Origin of the sequence: Nostoc foliaceum FACHB-393 (genome assembly GCF_014698505.1) — a bacterium.
In the GTDB taxonomy this organism is placed as follows: domain Bacteria; phylum Cyanobacteriota; class Cyanobacteriia; order Cyanobacteriales; family Nostocaceae; genus Nostoc; species Nostoc foliaceum_A.
Genome location: NZ_JACJTD010000066.1, coordinates 1 through 18,340, shown reverse-complemented (window position 1 = coordinate 18,340; position 18,340 = coordinate 1). Strand labels below are relative to the sequence as shown.

The 18,340-nt window shown below is 50.7% G+C and carries 19 protein-coding genes and 1 pseudogene; 17 read left to right on the top strand and 3 right to left on the bottom strand.

Annotated features, from left to right (window positions below; genetic code table 11):
• Positions 1–54: 54 nt before the first annotated feature.
• The 4 genes and pseudogenes from H6G92_RS31805 (at position 55) to H6G92_RS31790 (ending at position 4,215) form a co-directional block, all read left to right on the top strand.
• Complete coding sequence (locus H6G92_RS31805) at positions 55–1,134, top strand: NAD(P)H-dependent flavin oxidoreductase (protein WP_190899923.1); 1,080 nt, start codon at positions 55–57, stop codon at positions 1,132–1,134.
• A gap of 70 nt (positions 1,135–1,204) precedes the next feature.
• Positions 1,205–1,339 (top strand): annotated as a pseudogene (locus tag H6G92_RS31800) (glycosyl transferase family 1); the annotation flags it as partial.
• A gap of 357 nt (positions 1,340–1,696) precedes the next feature.
• The gene (locus tag H6G92_RS31795; RefSeq protein ID WP_190899920.1) at positions 1,697–3,394 is read left to right on the top strand and encodes a GMC family oxidoreductase; all 1,698 of its coding nucleotides are present in this window, start codon (positions 1,697–1,699) and stop codon (positions 3,392–3,394) included.
• A gap of 71 nt (positions 3,395–3,465) precedes the next feature.
• Positions 3,466–4,215 carry a VOC family protein gene (locus tag H6G92_RS31790; protein WP_242059385.1) on the top strand — a complete coding sequence of 250 codons (750 nt, stop codon included), beginning with the start codon at positions 3,466–3,468 and terminating at the stop codon, positions 4,213–4,215.
• Positions 4,216–4,274: 59 nt separating this feature from the next.
• Here H6G92_RS31790 and H6G92_RS31785 read toward each other — a convergent pair whose 3' ends face one another.
• A complete protein-coding gene (locus H6G92_RS31785; RefSeq protein ID WP_190899919.1) occupies positions 4,275–4,568 on the bottom strand; it encodes a hypothetical protein in 294 nt (97 codons plus the stop codon).
• Here H6G92_RS31785 and H6G92_RS31780 point away from each other — a divergent pair.
• From H6G92_RS31780 to H6G92_RS31725, 12 genes are all read left to right on the top strand, one after another.
• Positions 4,556–4,756: a hypothetical protein gene (locus H6G92_RS31780; protein WP_190899917.1), complete on the top strand. Its 201-nt coding sequence runs from the start codon at positions 4,556–4,558 to the stop codon at positions 4,754–4,756. The genes H6G92_RS31785 and H6G92_RS31780 overlap by 13 nt on opposite strands.
• A gap of 35 nt (positions 4,757–4,791) precedes the next feature.
• Positions 4,792–5,376, top strand: coding sequence for a DUF6130 family protein (locus H6G92_RS31775; RefSeq protein ID WP_199345061.1), 585 nt, complete (start codon positions 4,792–4,794; stop codon positions 5,374–5,376).
• Between the two features lie 187 nt (positions 5,377–5,563).
• A complete protein-coding gene (locus tag H6G92_RS31770) occupies positions 5,564–6,559 on the top strand; it encodes a nitrilase-related carbon-nitrogen hydrolase (protein ID WP_313890018.1) in 996 nt (331 codons plus the stop codon).
• A 43-nt stretch (positions 6,560–6,602) separates the two neighbouring features.
• Complete coding sequence (locus H6G92_RS31765) at positions 6,603–7,691, top strand: thioredoxin family protein (RefSeq protein WP_199345060.1); 1,089 nt, start codon at positions 6,603–6,605, stop codon at positions 7,689–7,691.
• 49 nt (positions 7,692–7,740) lie between these two features.
• Positions 7,741–8,676: an NmrA family NAD(P)-binding protein gene (locus tag H6G92_RS31760; protein WP_242059384.1), complete on the top strand. Its 936-nt coding sequence runs from the start codon at positions 7,741–7,743 to the stop codon at positions 8,674–8,676.
• Positions 8,677–8,732: 56 nt separating this feature from the next.
• Positions 8,733–9,329: a redoxin domain-containing protein gene (locus tag H6G92_RS31755; RefSeq protein ID WP_190899910.1), complete on the top strand. Its 597-nt coding sequence runs from the start codon at positions 8,733–8,735 to the stop codon at positions 9,327–9,329.
• A 107-nt stretch (positions 9,330–9,436) separates the two neighbouring features.
• Positions 9,437–10,489 carry an alpha/beta fold hydrolase gene (locus tag H6G92_RS31750; RefSeq protein WP_190899908.1) on the top strand — a complete coding sequence of 351 codons (1,053 nt, stop codon included), beginning with the start codon at positions 9,437–9,439 and terminating at the stop codon, positions 10,487–10,489.
• A 53-nt stretch (positions 10,490–10,542) separates the two neighbouring features.
• Positions 10,543–11,913: an epoxide hydrolase family protein gene (locus H6G92_RS31745; protein WP_190899906.1), complete on the top strand. Its 1,371-nt coding sequence runs from the start codon at positions 10,543–10,545 to the stop codon at positions 11,911–11,913.
• 142 nt (positions 11,914–12,055) lie between these two features.
• The gene (locus tag H6G92_RS31740) at positions 12,056–13,432 is read left to right on the top strand and encodes a dihydrolipoyl dehydrogenase family protein (RefSeq protein WP_190899904.1); all 1,377 of its coding nucleotides are present in this window, start codon (positions 12,056–12,058) and stop codon (positions 13,430–13,432) included.
• 243 nt (positions 13,433–13,675) lie between these two features.
• On the top strand, positions 13,676–14,707 hold the full coding sequence (locus tag H6G92_RS31735) for a tyrosine-type recombinase/integrase (protein WP_190899902.1): 1,032 nt from the start codon (positions 13,676–13,678) through the stop codon (positions 14,705–14,707).
• Positions 14,708–14,710: 3 nt separating this feature from the next.
• Positions 14,711–15,178, top strand: coding sequence for a hypothetical protein (locus H6G92_RS31730; RefSeq protein WP_190899900.1), 468 nt, complete (start codon positions 14,711–14,713; stop codon positions 15,176–15,178).
• A 2-nt stretch (positions 15,179–15,180) separates the two neighbouring features.
• Positions 15,181–15,861, top strand: coding sequence for a hypothetical protein (locus H6G92_RS31725; RefSeq protein WP_190899897.1), 681 nt, complete (start codon positions 15,181–15,183; stop codon positions 15,859–15,861).
• Between the two features lie 140 nt (positions 15,862–16,001).
• On the opposite strand, the gene H6G92_RS31720 is transcribed toward H6G92_RS31725, so the two are convergent.
• Positions 16,002–16,613 (bottom strand): PAP/fibrillin family protein, encoded by a 612-nt coding sequence (locus H6G92_RS31720; RefSeq protein ID WP_190899894.1) that lies wholly within the window; start codon positions 16,611–16,613, stop codon positions 16,002–16,004.
• A 559-nt stretch (positions 16,614–17,172) separates the two neighbouring features.
• Here H6G92_RS31720 and H6G92_RS31715 point away from each other — a divergent pair.
• Complete coding sequence (locus H6G92_RS31715; protein ID WP_190899892.1) at positions 17,173–17,541, top strand: hypothetical protein; 369 nt, start codon at positions 17,173–17,175, stop codon at positions 17,539–17,541.
• A 41-nt stretch (positions 17,542–17,582) separates the two neighbouring features.
• On the opposite strand, the gene H6G92_RS31710 is transcribed toward H6G92_RS31715, so the two are convergent.
• Positions 17,583–18,340 (bottom strand): hypothetical protein (locus H6G92_RS31710; protein WP_242059383.1); only part of this gene is annotated, 758 nt, incomplete at its 5' end.

Below are 18,340 nucleotides of genomic sequence, written 5' to 3'. Positions count from 1 at the left end.
TATATATATATATATATATCTTGCTGCTTCTATTAGCAGGCGTGGGAGATACTTATGTGGCCTAAAACAGAACTGATAGATTTGCTCAAGATCACGCATCCAATCATTCAGGCTCCGATGGTTGGCGCTTCCACACCTGAGTTGGTTGCGGCTGTTTCTAATGCAGGAGGTCTTGGCTCGTATGGTGGTGCGGCCACCCTACCAGCCAAACTTCGCTCCATTATCAGGCAAATTCGAGAGCTGACAGACCAACCCTTTGCCGTGAATTTGTTTGCTCCAGCAGTTGAAGCATATCAACTTACGCCTGAGCAGCAAACACCGATGTCTGAGCTATTAACAAAATGGCATAACGAATTAAATGCCGGACCTGTGCCCGAACCAATACCGATACTAGGACCATTTCTAGATCAATTTACTGTCCTGCTTGAGGAGAAAATACCTGTTTTTAGTTTCCACTTTGGGCCTGCGCCAATTGAGGCAATTCGTGAGATACATGCGATCGGCTCAATTGTATTAGCAACCGCCACGACCGTCCGTGAAGCCAAAGCGCTCGTCGAAGCAGGAGTCGATGTCATCATAGCCCAGGGCTTTGAAGCCGGAGGTCATCGCGGCACCTTTGCGGTACCTTATGAACACGGATTGATTGGAACAGCAGCGTTAGTGCCGCAAATAGCTGATGCAGTATCGGTTCCGGTCGTTGCGGCAGGCGGAATCATGGATGCTCGTGGAATCGTTGCTGCATTCGCACTTGGGGCAAGCGGGGTACAGATGGGAACCGCCTTTCTCGCCTGCCCTGAGAACAATATCCCAGAAGTTTATAGGCAGGCGGTACTCAAGTCTAAGGACGAAGACACGGTGATTACTGAAGTATTTTCCGGCAAACCCGCCAGAGCAATCCGAAATAGATTTATCCGTGAAATGGAAAATAACAGGGATAAGGTGCTACCATTCCCGGCTCAGATATCTATAGGACGGGTTTTGTATCAGACTTCTGCTCAACAATCAAATCCAGATTTTGTCAGTATGTGGGCAGGGCAGGGAGCAGCATTAGCCGAAGCTCTCCCAGCAGGTGAACTGATCGAAAAAATCATACAAGAATTTATTGCCGTAACTGCTTCTTTACAACTCAAGTAAAAAGTTAAGAGTTCAAACCAAACTTTATCTCTGAATTGCTTGCAAATCAAGATAACTGGTTTAGAGCTATATGACTCATTTTGCTATTATCTGTCCAGCAGTAACGGGTCACCTCAACCCGATGTTTGCATTAGGTCGTGAACTGCAACGGCGCGGTCATCGCCTTACCTTTCTCGGAGTTCTCGATGCCCAAGCTACGACACTAGTAGTGTACCAACCCAAAATTGCTATGTGGAGGTAAGCAAGGGAGCAGGGGAGCAGGGAAGAAACTTGCAGTAAGTCTTTCCCCCCTGCCCCTCCGCTCCTCTGCTGACCACAACGCAAAGTTTCCTTGGCAGACTACTAGCAGCAGGATTGGAATTTCGGGCGATTGGGCAGAGACCACGCTTCGCGATCGCAGAAGAATGAAGTTAACCGAGGTGGACAGCAAGCTCACTAATCTAAAAGAGATTACCCTCCACATGATTCTCGGGCGTAGGCAGAACTTCAAGTTCTCCCAAAGCAGGGGAAACGGACAAGAAGCAACCTGAGTTAATTCGATTTTGAAAGCGAGGTAGGCGCGATGAAGACGAATTTTGAGAACAAGTCCTTTGAGGATGAACGTGAGAACTATCAACGTGGCACTGATAACCGTGATATTTTTGCCGAACGTGTCCGCAGGAACCAGCAGCAGCTCACCTCCCAGTTAAGGTACCAGTACGATTTTATTGTTTGCGGATCTGGATCTTCTGGCTCGGTGGTTGCCCGCAGACTTGCCGAGAATCCCGATGTCAGCGTTCTGTTGCTTGAAGCTGGAGGCAGCGATGATGTGCCAAATGTCATGGAAGCGAATCAATGGCCGATGAACCTGGGAAGCGATCGCGACTGGAGTTTCCAGGGTCAGCCGAATCTACATGTGAACGGTCGTTTGATTCCGTTTTCTATGGGCAAGACACTCGGCGGTGGATCGAGCATCAACGTTATGGTTTGGGCACGCGGACACAAGCATGATTGGGATTTTTTCGCCTCCGAAACCAACGATCCGGCATGGAGTTATGAAGCCGTCTTGCAGATTTATCGCCGCCTGGAAGATTGGCATGGCGTACCAGACCCAATGTATCGCGGAACGGGAGGACCAGTATTTGTCCAGCCCGCGCCGGAGCCAAACCCGCTTGCACCCGCAACGGTCGAAGGAGCGCGGGTGGCGGGTATTCCTACTTTTGAAAATCCGAACGGACGCATGATGGAAGCGGCGAAGGGTGCTTCTATCAGCGATGTGCGAGTCCGCAATGGCAAACGCGAATCGATATTCCGTTCTTACGTCTTCCCTTATATGGATCGGCCAAACCTGACGGTTCTTAGTCATGCACTGGTCACACGGCTGACGTTCCAGGGCAAGCGGGTGACTGGCGTGGAAATCGCTTATCGTGACGCGATCTATCGCATTGGTGCGGCAGTCGAAGTCGTGCTGTCGCTCGGTGCAATCCATACGCCAAAAGTGCTTATGCAATCTGGTATCGGCGATGAGACCGAGTTGCGACGATTTGGAATTCCTGTCGTGCAGCACCTTCCCGGTGTGGGGCAAAATTTTCAAGACCACGTTGCATTTGATTGTGTCTGGGAATATGAAACTGCTCTCGAACCCAGAAACAACTTGTCCGAGGCAATCTTTTTCTCAACCAGCCAGTCCGGGCTTGATAGTCCAGATCTATTTGTCTGTCAGGCCGAGGTGCCAAAAACCACTGCTGAGAATGCCATCCGCTTTGGGCTACCTGATGCAGGCTGGACGTTATTTGGGGCGATCGCGCACCCCAAAAGTCGAGGTCGTCTGCGCCTGACGGGAGCCAATCCATCCGACCCGATTCTGATTGATGCAAACACGCTGTCTGACCCGGACGATCTCAAAACCGCGATCGCCTGCGTAGAACTCTGCCGCGAAGTCGGTAACTCCGCTCCGCTTCGTCCGTTTGTCAAGCGTGAAGTCATGCCAGGTAATTTGAAAGGGGCCGAACTCGAACGCTTTGTTCGAGATGCGGCGACAAGTTTCTGGCACGAAACCTGCACCGCGAAGATGGGTCGAGATGACCTGTCGGTAGTGGATAGCAACCTGAAAGTGTATGGAATCGACAATCTCCGGATTGCGGATGGATCGATTTTGCCGCGAGTAACCACGGGCAACACGATGGCTCCCTGCGTGATCGTTGGGGAGCGGGCAGCGGAAATTCTACAGATCGAACACCAACTGCAAACCTCTGTAAAAACAATCTCAGGCGCGCCATAAAATCACCGCGCTTTTCATTGGCAGACGCACATTTAAGTCGCGTGTTAACTGGGAGAACTTGAATGGTGTAAATGGGGCAATTGCAGAAGAATGAAGTGAATCGAGGTGAGCAGCAAGCTCACAATTCAAAGGAGAACAAAATGAGTAGCAATCACGTAAACAGTCCAAACATGAAGCTCGAAGTTGTGGTGTTCACCGTTTCCGACGTTGATCGCACGAAGGCATTTTACCAGAATCTCGGCTGGCGACTCGATATCGACATCGCGGAAGGTGGCTACCGCAACGTCCATGTGACACCACCCAACTCGGATGCCTCGATCATCTTCGGCAAGGGAGTCACTCCAGCCAATTCTGGCTCGGTGCAAAACCTAGTCCTTGCCGTTGACAACCTCGACGCTGCCCGCGAAGACTTGATCGCTCGTGGTGTCAACGTCAGCGAGATATTCCACTACGCTGGCGGACCATTCAACAACGCCGTGGAGAACCCGCGCGTCAGCGGGCGCGACCCGGAAGGTCGTTCCTACTTCTCATTTGCCTCGTTTGAGGACCCAGACGGAAACATTTGGCTGCTCCAGGAAATCACAACGCGGTTTCCTGGCCGCCTATGGGACTCTCCACAAACAGACGTTGCAACCCTTGCAACCCTTCTCCACGAGACGGCAGAGCGCCACGACCATTACGAGAAGACTTACGGCGAGCATAACTGGTGGGACTGGTACGCGCCTTACCTGAGTGCGCGTCAAAATGGCAGTAGCCCAGAAGAGGCCGCCGCCGCCGCTGACCGTTACATGGAAGAGGTTTTGCCTGTTCTTTCCAAATGATGCGCTCACAATGGCATCCACTAGGTCGGGTTCTGGACGACGCTAATCGGTGAGAGCAACTAGTAGTTCGCCAACCCAAAATTGCTGGGTGGAGGTCGGCAGAGGAGCAGGGGAGCAGGGGAGCAGAGGAGAGGCAAATACCAAGTTCTTTCCCCTCTGCCCCTCTGCCCCTCTGCTAACCACCATGCAAAGTTTCCTTGGCAGACTACTAGCTCACCTATCATACAGAACATCAGTAACACGTTGCTAGCAGCGATCGCCATTTCCTCGCTGCATTGAGCGATGGGGCGAGCGACGGAACTCAAACCCACAACTCGCCCCACTATCACAGCTGAATCATGTGGGCAGACCATACGTAACCTCAGTTAAACCAAATGGCACTAAAAAAGGGAAAATCGTTGAGGCAGCAGGGGTGCAGAGGAGCAAAGGAGCAGGGAAGAAAGAAGAAATTTTAGGCATACGAACAGAAGAAATAGAAATTCCCCTCTGCACCCCTGCCCCTCTGCAATCCCTACGCCGCTTACCCTTTAGCTTAACTTAGTGCCATTCCAGTTAAACCCAATTGGAGCAAGATCAATGTCTGAAAAAATCAACCCACTACGCCGCCGTTTTTTGGGCATTGCAGCCATGACCATTGCAACTACACAGCTAAGTCGATTCGGTTCTGCGATCGCCCAATCGAGCCAAACACAACCAAAGGAAACCGCCACAACTCAACCCGGAACCGTGCAGTCCACTGACCCAAACGCAACCCGCCCCTTTACCCGGAGTGCGAGGGACATTCGCGGTGCTTCACCATATCTCCCGATCAAGAACGAACCCGCACCTAAGCTGATCGTAGATCCCCCGTTCCCTGAGGGGTTGGCCCAGGGGATCTTCTGGGCCCAGTACCGAGTGGAGAACTTGCGCATCGTACCCGTGTTTGGGGCCGGTGCTATCCAGACATCTCCACGTGTCGGACATCTGCACATAACCGTCGATGACCTGCCCTGGTGGTGGGCGGATGCGAGTGACACCAACACAATCGACATAGCCGGACTGCCGCCCGGTCAACACAAGGTGAAGATCGAGTTGGTTGACCCTAACCACAATGTCTTCCCCGGACAGGTGGTGACGCTGACGTTCACTGTACCTAATTACAAACGCGCGCACGCGCACTAATGGACACTCTATGCCCGGCCCGACGGAGCAGAAGAGCATTCAAGACTGCTTCGAGCTTCGGCGCAACAGGCAATTGAACCCCAAGCACTGGTGGGAGACAGACCATTGCTGCCAGCGTAGATAGCGCTCGCCCGCCAGAGGTATTGGTACCGATGAAACTAGTCTCAGCATGAGAGAGGAAGACACAGTGAGTACGATTGTTAAAGCTGCTGCCGTGCAGATCAGCCCCGTGCTGTACAGTCGGCAGGGTACCGTCGAGAAGGTCGTAAAGAAGATCCGTGAGCTGGGCCAACAAGGCGTCCAGTTCGCCACTTTCCCCGAAACCATCATTCCCTATTACCCTTACTTCTCCTATGTGCTAGCCCCGTTCGCGTTGGCAAAGGAACATCTGCGGTTGCTTGAAGAGTCGGTTACGGTGCCTTCTGCCGAAACTCAGGCGATCGCCGAAGCCGCAAAGGAAGCAAACATGGTCGTTTCAATCGGCGTCAATGAGCGCGACGGCGGCTCGATTTATAATACACAACTTCTGTTCGACGCAGACGGTACGCTGATCCAGCGCCGCCGCAAGCTTACGCCGACTTATAACGAGCGGATACTCTGGGGCCAGGGTGACGGCTCGGGTCTGCGTGCCATCGATAGTGCGGTTGGGCGCATCGGACAACTTGCCTGCTGGGAGCATAACAATCCTTTGGCACGGTATGCGATGATCGCCGATGGTGAGCAAATCCACTCGGCGATGTATCCCGGATCGTTCGCCGGTCCACTGTTCGCGGAGCAAGCAGAAATTAACGTCCGCCAGCACGCCCTTGAATCCGCCTGCTTTGTTGTCTGTGCGACCGCGTGGCTGGATGCCGATCAGCAGGCTCAGATCATGAAGGACACGGGTTGCGCGATCGGGCCGATTTCTGGTGGCTGCTTCACGGCCATCGTGAGTCCCGACGGCCGGATCATCGGTGAGCCGCTCAAAGCGGGCGAAGGCGAAGTGATCGCCGATCTTGACTTTGCCCAGATCGATGCCCGCAAGCGGCTCATGGACGCACGCGGTCATTACAGCCGCCCCGAACTGCTCAGTTTGCTGATCGATCGCACGCCCACGTCGCCCGTCCATGAGCGCATCGTACACCCCAAGTATGATGTCTCGCGCGCGGTCATTGATGAGGAGAGAACCGTCGAAGTACTTTAATGCAACCGTATCTATCGGAACGCAACTACAGGAAGGCCTGCACGTGTCCAAAAAAATCAATCATAATCGCCGCGACTTTCTAACAACCATGCTTACAACTATTGCTGCCACCCAGCTTGGTATAATCGGCTGCACCACACAACATGCTACGTCAGCAACGGCTAAGTTACCGATTGAAGGCGAACTGCCTTCTCTTGTCGGCGCGATCGCGTGGCTCAATTCGCAGCCATTCACGGTTGACGAACTGCGTGGAAAAGTCGTGCTGATCAATTTCTGGACTTATACCTGCATCAACTGGCTGCGCCAACTCCCTTATGTTCGCGCGTGGGCCGAGAAGTATCAGGATCAGGGACTAGTAGTAATTGGTATACATACACCGGAGTTTGAATTCGAGAAGAATATCGATAATGTCCGCCGAGCCTCAACAGAATTGAAAATTGACTATCCGATCGCCATAGATAACGATTATGCGGTGTGGCGTGCTTTCGGGAACCGTTATTGGCCAGCCCTTTATTTTATAGACACACAAGGACGTATTCGTCATCACCAATTCGGCGAGGGCGAGTATGAGCAATCAGAAAAGGTAATTCAACAACTACTGTCTGAGGCTGGAACTGTCCGTGTCGGTCAGGAAATAATCGAAGTCGATGCTCGCGGTTTTGAGGCTGCCGCCGATTGGAACAGCTTGAAATCGCCTGAAAATTACCTCGGTTATGAAAGAACGGATAATTTTGCGTCTTCCGGCGCGGTGTTAAACAAGCGTCATTTGTATACCGCCCCCGCACAATTGAACCTTAATCAATGGGCGCTTTCGGGCGATTGGACAATCGGAAAACAAGCCATTGTACTCAACAAGTCCGGCGGGCGGATCGCGTACCGCTTTCACGCACGCGACCTTCATCTCGTCATGGGACCGGCCGAGCGAGGAACATCCGTGCGGTTTCGCGTGCTCGTAGACGGGCAGCCAGCAGTCACGGCTCGCGGACTTGATGTCGATGTGCGAGGCGAAGGCACAGCTACCGAACAGCGGTTGTACCAACTGATCCGACAGCCAAAGCCTATTAGCGATCGACAGTTCGAGATTGAGTTTCTGGATGCCGGGGTGGAGGCTTTTGCGTTCACGTTCGGTTGATAACACAAACAGATACGTCTTCGCAACGAGCGACAAAAAGGTAAATGATATGACGATGAAATCCACACATGACAGCCCAATTCTCGTGACTGGAGCAGCAGGCGATCTCGGTGCGATCGGCCGCCACCTCACCGCAATGCTGCTCGCTAAAGGGCATAAGGTGCGCGCCTTGGTTCGACGGGAGGATGAACGCGCAGAGGGACTGCGCCAGCTTGGTGCCGAAGTCGTACAGGGCGACTTGACAGATCTTGCCTCGATGCACCGCGCGATCGAAGGTGTTGCGCGTATCTATTTTGGCATGTCCGTCTCTCCAACTTATTTGGAAGCTACGGTCAACACTGTTGCGGTGGCAAAGCACCACGGCGTTGAGGTTTTCGTGAATATGTCGCAGATGACCGTGACGCAGATGAGTATCACTGAAACCACTGACAGCCCACAGCACAAGCTGCACTGGCTTGCGGAACAGGCATTAGCGTGGTCGGGTCTGCCTGTCGTCACAGTGCGGCCAACGGTCTTCCTCGAAGGCTTCTTCCTGCGTCTCGCCGCTGCTGGCGTCCGGGACAGCAACGAACTGGCGCTGCCGCTGGGTAACAGTAAGACCTCACCTATCTCAGCTGTTGATGTGGCGTGCGCCGTTTCCGTGATCCTCGACGACCCTGCCTCGCACATTGGTCATGTTTACAATCTGACCGGATTTGAGTCGGCCGATTTGAACCACTACGCGCGCGTCTTTTCTGAGGCACTCGGTCGAACGATCCGCTATCGTAATGTGCCGCTCTCCGATTGGGTTGATACGCTTCGTAAGTTTGAGGTGCCAACGCACCTCGTCAACCACCTCGCGGTGATGGCAGAACTTCACGCGCAGGGGCGGTATGACCGCATGACAGATGACCTGTTCAAGCTCATCGGCAAGACACCAACGAGTATGTACGACTTTGTAAAATTGCACGCTGATGAATTCACACTCCGTAAAGCCACGGTTTGAGGCTTTGTCGGTTATTCATGTTGAGGTTGTCAATTCAACAAGAAAGGAGTTTTAAAATGCGATCTGACATAGTTTTAGGGGCGGTCTTCCCCGACTACGAACTGCCCGACCACACCACGAAACGCCGGAAGCTCTCCGAGCTACAAGGTCAACATCCGATGATTCTCGTCCTCAGCCGCGGCGGGTACTGCCCCAAGGATCGCCGACAGGCTGAAGGGCTGGTTCAACTCCATCGTGAGCTTGAGGTCGCATATTGCCGGCTGGTCACGATCAGCACCGACAACATCACTGAGACGAATGAATATCGCAGCGGCGTTGGTGCCCACTGGCCTTTCCTCTCCGATGCGGGACGCAAAATCCAAAAAGACCTCGACATCGCCGAATACACAGACCCTCTCCACAATCCCATGATCCCCTACACGATTGTCCTCGAACCGGGGCTGGTTATTTATAAAATCTACATGGGCTACTGGTTCTTCGGGCGACCCACTCTCGAAGATCTGCGCCAAGACCTGCGCGCCGTTCTCAGAAAATGCCGACCGGACTGGGACATCACAACACCTGAACTGAAAGCGGCGTGGCAGGAAGGACGCAAAGAACTTTTCTACCCGTACGGCAAAACCTACGCCCAAACGCTCGGCGAACAGGATTAGAAATGGATTTGAAAGAGCAGATGGCAACCCGCGAAAGCTCTGGGACGGTCAAAAGAGGCAAGGGAGTAGGGAGCAAGGGGAGAAATTGAGATGGAGCTAGAAGATAAATGTCCGAAAAAATCAACTATCAACGCCGCCGCTTTTTGGGTACTGCGGCTATGACCATTGCTACTACACAGCTAGGCATATTCGGTTCTGCGATCGCCCAATCAAGCCAAACAAAACCAGCCGCTCTGTCCAGGATGAAGTCGGGGACAAACACATTATTTGGCTCACTCAAGCAGATCGATGCTGGTGTGCTGAATGTTGGATACGCTGAAGCGGGTTCTGCGAATGGCCGTCCAGTAATTCTCCTGCACGGATGGCCCTACGACATTCATAGCTATGTTGATGTCGCCCCTTTGTTGGCATCGGCTGGGTATCGGGTGATCATTCCGTATCTGCGCGGCTATGGCACAACGCGCTTTCTTTCAAGTGAGACGTTCCGGAATGGGCAGCAGTCGGTGATCGCTGTCGATATTATCGCACTGATGGATGCGCTCAAGATCGAGAAGGCGATTCTCGCTGGTTATGATTGGGGGGCGCGAACAGCCGACATCATCGCGGCACTCTGGCCAGAACGCTGCAAAGCACTCGTCTCCGTAAGCGGTTATTTGATCGGCAGCCCTGAAGCCAACAAGACGCCGCTACCGCCGCAGGCCGAACTCGAATGGTGGTATCAATTTTATTTTGCGACGGAGCGGGGCCGCGCCGGCTACGAAAAATACCGGCATGACTTTAACAAGCTTATCTGGCAGCTCGCCTCGCCGAAATGGCACTTCGATGACGCGACGTTTGAGCGTAGTGCCGCATCCTTCAACAATCCAGATCACGTCGGTATTGTCATCCATAACTACCGCTGGCGGCTGGGACTCGCCAAAGGCGAGTCGAAGTATGACGAGATTGAGAAGCGGCTCGCCGCAGCCCCCGTGATCGCCGTACCCACCATCACTCTTGAAGGTGATGCCAACAGTGCGCCGCACCCAGATGCCAGTACCTACGCAAGGAAATTCTTGGGTAAATACGCACATCGGGTCATCAAGGGCGGTGTCGGTCACAACCTGCCGCAAGAAGCACCTCGGGAGTTTGCCAAGGCCGTCGTCGAAGTTGACGGTTACTGATTGGGTTTAGCCTAAGTTGTGAAACGGATAATTTGCAGCAAAGAGAAAACACCATGACCAAACTGAAAAAAGTACATTACAAAGCCAAAGCCCGCACCGCAGGTACTTTCGTCCTGTCGCGACTCCTCGTCGCGCTCTTGGCGGCAACGGTGTTTCTGGCACCGCCCGCTCGCCTGCTTGCACAGCAATTCACCCAGACCGACGCACAAACCCAGGTCGCGGGCAAGGCGACCGAAGACAATGCCATCCGTCCCTTCCGCGTCCACGTTCCGCAAGAGGCGATCGTCGATCTCCGCAGGCGCATTGCGACGACCCGCTGGTCTGACAAGGAGACTGTCGCCGACCAGTCGCAGGGCGTGCAACTGGCGACAATGAAGGAACTCGTCCGTTACTGGGGAACGAAGTACGACTGGCGGAAAGCCGAGGCGAAGTTGAATGCCTTACCACAGTTTGTAACGAACATCGACGGACTGAACATTCACTTTATCCACGTCCGCTCCAAAAATTCTAACGCTTTGCCGTTGCTCGTCACGCACGGATGGCCCGGCTCGGTATTTGAACAGCTAAAGATCATCGGTCCCCTGACCGACCCGACGGCCTACGGGGGGCGCCCAGAAGATGCATTTGACCTAGTAATCCCGTCGATTCCCGGCTACGGCTTCTCCGGCAAGCCGACGGACACTGGTTGGGACTCCAACCGCATCGCGCGAGCCTGGGCGGAGCTGATGAAGCGCCTTGACTACACCCGCTACGTCGCCCAGGGCGGCGATTGGGGGTCTCCCATCTCTAGCACGATGGCGCGCCAAGCACCGGCAGGATTACTCGGCATCCACATCAACTTGCCGGCGACGATACCGCCTGAGGTGGCCTCAGTACTCGCCAGCGGCGGGCCCGCGCCAGCGGGACTCTCAGAGAAGGAACGCGCGGCGTACGACTCACTCGACACGTTAAATAAGAAGAAACGGGCTTACGCCGTGGTGATGGGCACGCAGCCGCAGACGGTCGGGTATGGACTGACGGACTCGCCGACCGGACTCGCGGCTTGGATGCTCGGACATCCAGGCTTCGCGCAGTGGACGTACAGCGGCGGTGATTCCCAAAAGTCCCCAACGAAAGATGAGGTGCTGGACGACATCACGCTGTACTGGCTGACGAACAGTGCCGTCTCGTCAGCTCGGCTGTACTGGGAGAACAACACTAGCATTTTGAACGCGGCCGCGCAGAAGACCGCTGATATCTCGCTCCCGGTGGCCATCACGGTATTTCCGGAGGAGGTATATCGAACTCCAGAGACGTGGGCCCGACGCGCCTATCGCAACCTGATCTACTTCCATGAGGTGGACAAGGGCGGTCACTTCGCAGCGTGGGAGCAGCCGCAGCTCTTCTCTGAGGAGATCCGCGCGGCGTTCAAGTCACTGCGTTAGTTCAAAACCAATCGATTCACACCACAAACAGCAGACGAGGAGAATCGGTTGACTCAATTATGATTGGTGAAAAAGCAGCCGATTTAATTAAAGCCAGTCGTACTCAACAAACTGTAATCACCAGCTATCAACAGAGGTAACAATGGAAACAGCAGATGTAATTGTGATTGGAAGTGGTCAGGGCGGAGTTCCACTTGCGGCTGACTTTGCTAAGGCAGGTCGAAACGTCGTTTTATTTGAGCGCGATGCGTTAGGTGGCAGTTGCATAAACTATGGCTGTACTCCTTCTAAAGCCTTTTTAGCCGCAGCCCATGCCGCAGGCCGCGCTCGGCAAGCTGCAAAGCTAGGCATACACGCGCACCTTGAAATAGATTTTTATACAGTGATGGAGCGTGTACGTAGTATTCGCAGCCAGTTTAACCAGGGTACTAAGCGGCGATTAGAAAGTGCAGGGGTTAGAGTTGTCTGTGCGGAAGCCGCTTTCACCGGAGAGCGAACTGTGAGCGGAGGAGGTGTGACTGTGCAGGCTCCGATCATTGTGATCAACACAGGAACATCCTCTAATATTCCTGACATTCCTGGTTTAGCTGGAACGCCTTATCTCACCAACCGAAATTTCTTTGATTTGCAGCAGATTCCGCCCCGGTTGCTCGTGGTCGGCGGTGGCTATATTGCCCTAGAGTTAGGGCAAGGAATGGCGCGTTTAGGGAGCCAAACCGCATTGATAGTGCGGGGCGATCGCTTGCTGGCTCAAGAAGAATCCGATGTCAGTGCTGTGCTTGCTGATGCCTGTGAGCAAGACGGAATTGGACTGCATTTCAATGTGACTGTTCAGCAGGTTGCTTATACCAACGGTGTGTTTACCCTAACGCTGAACAATGGTGAAGTACTGGATGGAGAAGCATTGCTGATTGCGGCTGGGCGCAAACCGAATACTCAGGCATTAAATTCTGCGGTGACAGGCGTTGAATTAGATGCACAGGGTTTTATTAAAATCAACGATCAGTTTCAGACTACTTGTCCTGGGATTTATGCGATCGCAGATGTTGCCAAGCAACCTGCTTTTACTCATGTTTCTTGGGAAGATTATCGTCGCTTGAAAGCCATTCTATGTGGCGAACAGAGGACACGCAGCGATCGCGTGTTAGGCTATGCCGTTTACACAGAGCCGCAAGTGGGCCGGGTGGGGATGACATTAGAACAGGCTCAGAAACAGGGTATTGCTGCACGCGAAGTCACCCTGCCGATGGCTCACATCGCCCGTAGCATTGAGTGGGGGCATGATTTAGGTTTCTATCGCATGGTTATTGACACCCACACGAATTTAATTTTAGGAGCAACACTAGTTGGGTACGAAACGGCTGAACTCGTACATGTCTTTTTGTCGCTGATGGAAGCTAAAGCAACGTGGCAGATACTTGAACAATCGGTTCACATTCACCCAACTTACGGTGAGGCTTTGCCCAGTCTCGCAAGGCTACTGGTTGGAGATGATATGCCAACCTGTCCCAATATGTAACAAAGAAGCAACCATTAAAGACTGAAAATACTAAACAAATATTTTACTCTGGTGAACTGTCCATAATAGGCGGCTTTTTACGGAGAGTTAGTTCACTTACCCAAGATTTGTAAACATCTTCAACAATTCACCTCAGTACCAAGATTAAGAAGCATTCTAGTGACACGCTAGCCAGATTTTCCCTAAAGTCACATACAATTTTGGGTGTTAGTTCCATACTGCTTCTAGGCGCTCGCGATCAAGATGGTAAATAATCCTCAGTTTGACAACCTACCGCCAATCAAGTTGATCCACATACAGGATCAAGCACCATCAACCCTACAGGGAGAATCTAGAAGCAGGGCAGGAAAAATAGCTGCACCCACAGACATACGGTGGATAAAAGTACTGGAATTTTTACGCAGCAACAATCTCGCACTTAACAGCCGTAAGCTTTACGAACGTGAACTGAAGCGGTTTTTGGCTTGGAGTGAGCTGCACTATCATGAACTGCGTCCACGTCATCTTGCGCTATATAAAGAATACCTAAGAGATGAAATACAGACTGATGCAGGTAAACCGCTTTCCAAAAGCAGCATTAATGCAGGAATTGCGGCTCTCAAAAGCTTTTTCAAATGGATGTGCTACACGTATCCTGAAATTATTTCTACTAATCCGACACTGGGGATAAAACTAGAAAAAGTGCCACTGCCACCAGCGCAAAGTTTGACCCCTGAAGAAATGGAACAGGTTTGGTCAGCGTTGGAATTGCTGGGAGAAACAAAGCAACGGGATACAGCACTGGTTCACATTCTCAGTCATGGACTCCGGGCTGGGGAAGTTGTGCAGTTAAATGTTGGCTCATTTGATGGCAAGCTGCTATTTTTACCAGACACCAAAACTAATGAACCGCGCCTAGTGCCACTGCGAAAAGAGAGTCGGGAAGTCGTGGCAGATTATTTACAATTGCGCTCACAGCAAGGAGAGGTGTTGTCCAGCCTTAGCCCATTAATGATTTCACACCATGCTTCATACAAAGGTGAACGCTTGAGTTATCACGGCATTTACTTCGCGGTGGAAAAAATTGGTGAAATAGCTCACATTGAGGATTTGCACCCTCACTCCTTTCGTCACACCTATGCCACTGACTTATTGCTATTGGGAGTTGACCCCAGCCATGCCCGTAAGTTAACAGGACATCAAAGTGAGAAAGCGTTTCGGCGGTATACGCTTCGCAGTGAGCAAGAAGCTGCGATCGCTGCTTACTATCGTGCAATCGGCGAAGAAGTGGAATAAGGTATGCCCAAGCCACTTGATCCAAAATGTCAGCTATGTGCCAAGTTACCAACTGCCCAAGCTAAAGTTTTACATGGAACAGCAGGGGATGGATGTTGGAATCCCAAAGTCTGTCATAATCGCCGTTCGTTTTACCGCAACCGCTCTCAGAATAATTCAGCAGAAATTGATGCGATCGCAGTCGAACCACCAGCAACATATTTTGCAGTGCTGTATTTGTATAAAGAACCAGGGGATAAGCCATTGCACGCCTTGGGCGCAGAACTGTGGCTGGGACAACAGCCTATTTGTCGCTTAGAACCAATTCACTGCTTTGGACTAACGGCTGGCAAGATCCGCGCCTATACAGATCAGGTGTTGCAGTCTTTTGCTAAACAATACGGTGTTTCACTATATCAATATAAGGATATGTTTGAGATTACCTCAAGCTACTGCCCAGTGCGCCCTTGCCCCTTGCATCCACAATCTTAGAGATGACTACATATCGTCAATTAACAATCTGGGATGTGCTTGATGAGTTGTCCGAATCTCCACCCACATCTTCACTTGTACCGATGTGGGAATGTTTAGATGCCGAGCTAGAAAAATTACCCTTAGAGGCACAGTTATTAACCGCAGCGCTTGCCTTCAGTCAAATTGCGGATATTCTCAAGTCTCGTGCCGAAGTGCTGTTGCAAGATACCCGCGATCGCAATAGCCCAAAGGGGCCAATTATTAGCACCGATCTCTTTGCTGGTCTAGTGCGGACAACAATGCACCTAGATTTGGATGATTTGATTGAACCGCAAACACCACAAACCTTTAGACCGCATGGGCCACACCAATTTTCACATTCTACTGAATCGGGCGATTCTGTAGTAGCACCTGTTGAAAAAGCGAATGTTTTGGCAATGCTCGATGAGGTGACAACTTTAGAAGATGTCCGCAATTTGGCATCAGATGAGGATGTGGAAAAATGGCAGAGCGCGATTGCTAACCATCTGATAAATGTCAAAGATGAGATTTCTTTAGTTAAACTGCAACGTGTGTTGCAAATGCCGATGGTAGAAGTATGGTTGGGATTATTGCTGGGTGGGTTTACGCTAGAACAACGTGGTGATTTTTATCACAACCAAAATGTCTGGGTGAAAAGCTCTCCTTCCTTCGATCAATGACAATTCATTCGCCATATAGAATCTATTTGGGAAGCGATCACCCAAGAAGATAATTGGCAACCTTTTAATGATTTAGTGAGACAAATACAGTCTAGGCAATAGTTTTAGCTTTATTTACAAGTAAGGAGACTCTGATCTTTTTACTCGGATCGTAGCAACACATACAAATTTTTTTGATTCCCACGCATGAGGCGAAAATTTTCGTCTAAATAGGTAATATCTGTCCAGCCATTAAAGGAGAGTGTTGATTCCAAAGGCAACTGATTATCGACTCCTAAAGCCTTACGAAAACTAGAGTCGGTCAAATCATTGCTTACACTTTTAACGGATGTTTCTACGAAATCAATATTGAGACGTTTAGAATCTTCTACTGTGTAACGCCCTTCAACTATAGTAATACCTAAAATACCAGACAATAGAGTAAATTCAATTAGGTTATTGTATTGCTGACCAGCTGTATAAACTTCTTGAAAGATACCAGTAACGCTGATAGCCACATTCGGGAGTTTACCAAAAGAAACACGTTGTAGAGTAGTTTCTTGTTCTAAGCCAAATGTACTGTACAAGAGCCGCCAGCGCCCTTGAACCAACTCAAGATGTTTTGTTGGTTCAGTAGTAGGATTTACAGCCTCAAGCGATCGCGCTAATGTCTCGATTTGCAATGCAGCTGTTGGAGTATAGTTAAATCCAATGTCACTAGCTTCTGAAATAGAAATCAGTTCTTGTTTGAGATTTACCAATTCGCTAACCATAATTTGGTCTAAAAAAACCTTTCTAGCTCGTGAAAACGGCACAAGATATCACTCTTTGCTATTAACCGTAGATTCTATCACAGTACCGTCCTTTTTTATACTGTAAAAACGACGTTTTGCCTTACTTGTGTGAACTTCTACAACCTCATCTAAGTGTTTAGAGCCGAATGGCACGCTTGTTAAGCTGAAGGGTAAGCGGCGTAAGGATGCTCCAGGGGCAGGGGTGCTCTTGTGCAGAGGGGAATTTCTAAATATCTGTTCCTATCTGCCCCTCTGCTCCCCTGCTTCTTTGGTCACTTCTGCTGTCTCCAAACAAGCTTGTACTCTCGTTCGACAGCCCTCAGCAGTTTCGCCTGCAACGATGAAAGATAGGGTTTAGCAAAATCCCCAATTCTTGCAACTGCAAAATACTTGAAACCCTTGATTTATCGTTACAATAGTATTAGTAGTTAATAACCCCCAGAGGGTTAGTCTGAGCGCTATTGAGCTTACTCGTCGTCAGAAGATTCCTTATCTTCTTCGTCATCCTTGTCAAAATTTGTATTGCTGAGGGAGACTTATGGGTGAATCGAAACGCCGCAAGGCAATATTAGGCAATCACTATGGTTTGCCTAATATTTTCAATGAAGTCCAATCAATGTGGACGCAGATTAATTTCTCGATCAAGCGAGTCAAAGATTCTGATAATGGATGTTTACTTGTTCAGTGTTCCAACAACGACCGAGGATTCCATCAAGACACTATTGCCCAAATTCAAAAAGAAATAGAAAATTGGAAATGTGATTTGGATATTCCTATCTTGATCCAAGTTCTCCCAAGGGGAGTTCAAAATTCAGGAACTAAACTTTTTGATGGGTTCGTTACCCTTTGGTGTAATTGTCCTGAATTTGAATTGTGGCGAGAAATATTTGAAACTAAACGAGTTTAGTGAACTTTGTTGGATTAACCTCTTGTTTCCTAGCTGCGCCATCATTTCTGTTGCCTCCACTCGATTTTGTACTCCCGTTCCACAGCCGCCAGCAATTTTGCCTGCAACGAAGATAAATAAGGTTTAACTTGTTTCCCCAACCCCTGCAACAGCCAATCCACAGAAGAGTCACGGCTGGCCACTTGATGCAACTGCCGTAACCTCACACATAGCTGCTGCATAAAAAAGCAATCTTCATCAAGCAATTCCAGTAACTTCAGGTGTTCAATTTTTACGGTATAGTCGCCGTCCCAAGTCTGGATTGTACAGCTGTATTCCCCAACGTGACTTACCACGCCCCAATAACCCGCTTTACCTTTCAAGTCTGGGTTATCCTTTGGCAAAAGAATGCATATTTCACCAATATGGTAAAGATTGGGTACTTTCGTGCTTTCGCGTATCCTATCTACAATATCTTTCACTATGCGACCAGATGGAATCTTATTGCCAGCTTGCTCTACTGCCTGTTGCCATACATCCGCTTGCACAGAAGGTTCCAACTCGGCTTTCGCCAAAAACCGCAATTGTCGTTCGTTGGTCGGCATTGGAATTTGCCGACCATTGGTCGGCAAAAACTTTTGGAGATTCTCATAAACCACAGTAGCCGAAATCTTTAAGTAGGCGGCATCACGGCTATAATTGAAGCGATCGCGGCAGTATTCTTCAAAAGTACGGTGCGTGGAACGGTACAGCCGTCTGTCCCTCAACTCCATCAGCGCCTGACCTGCTGACAAAAAAATGCCCTTTCTACCTGACGTTC

Coding starts and splice junctions, on each gene's coding strand:
- H6G92_RS31740 (WP_190899904.1), top strand. CDS start 12,056: ATGGAAACAGCAGATGTAATTGTGATTGGAAGTGGTCAGGGCGGAGTT.
- H6G92_RS31725 (WP_190899897.1), top strand. CDS start 15,181: ATGACTACATATCGTCAATTAACAATCTGGGATGTGCTTGATGAGTTG.
- H6G92_RS31790 (WP_242059385.1), top strand. CDS start 3,466: ATGGGGCAATTGCAGAAGAATGAAGTGAATCGAGGTGAGCAGCAAGCT.
- H6G92_RS31730 (WP_190899900.1), top strand. CDS start 14,711: ATGCCCAAGCCACTTGATCCAAAATGTCAGCTATGTGCCAAGTTACCA.
- H6G92_RS31745 (WP_190899906.1), top strand. CDS start 10,543: ATGACCAAACTGAAAAAAGTACATTACAAAGCCAAAGCCCGCACCGCA.
- H6G92_RS31795 (WP_190899920.1), top strand. CDS start 1,697: ATGAAGACGAATTTTGAGAACAAGTCCTTTGAGGATGAACGTGAGAAC.
- H6G92_RS31760 (WP_242059384.1), top strand. CDS start 7,741: ATGACGATGAAATCCACACATGACAGCCCAATTCTCGTGACTGGAGCA.
- H6G92_RS31750 (WP_190899908.1), top strand. CDS start 9,437: ATGTCCGAAAAAATCAACTATCAACGCCGCCGCTTTTTGGGTACTGCG.
- H6G92_RS31755 (WP_190899910.1), top strand. CDS start 8,733: ATGCGATCTGACATAGTTTTAGGGGCGGTCTTCCCCGACTACGAACTG.
- H6G92_RS31775 (WP_199345061.1), top strand. CDS start 4,792: ATGTCTGAAAAAATCAACCCACTACGCCGCCGTTTTTTGGGCATTGCA.
- H6G92_RS31785 (WP_190899919.1), bottom strand. CDS start 4,568: ATGGTCTGCCCACATGATTCAGCTGTGATAGTGGGGCGAGTTGTGGGT.
- H6G92_RS31720 (WP_190899894.1), bottom strand. CDS start 16,613: ATGGTTAGCGAATTGGTAAATCTCAAACAAGAACTGATTTCTATTTCA.
- H6G92_RS31735 (WP_190899902.1), top strand. CDS start 13,676: ATGGTAAATAATCCTCAGTTTGACAACCTACCGCCAATCAAGTTGATC.
- H6G92_RS31715 (WP_190899892.1), top strand. CDS start 17,173: ATGGGTGAATCGAAACGCCGCAAGGCAATATTAGGCAATCACTATGGT.
- H6G92_RS31805 (WP_190899923.1), top strand. CDS start 55: ATGTGGCCTAAAACAGAACTGATAGATTTGCTCAAGATCACGCATCCA.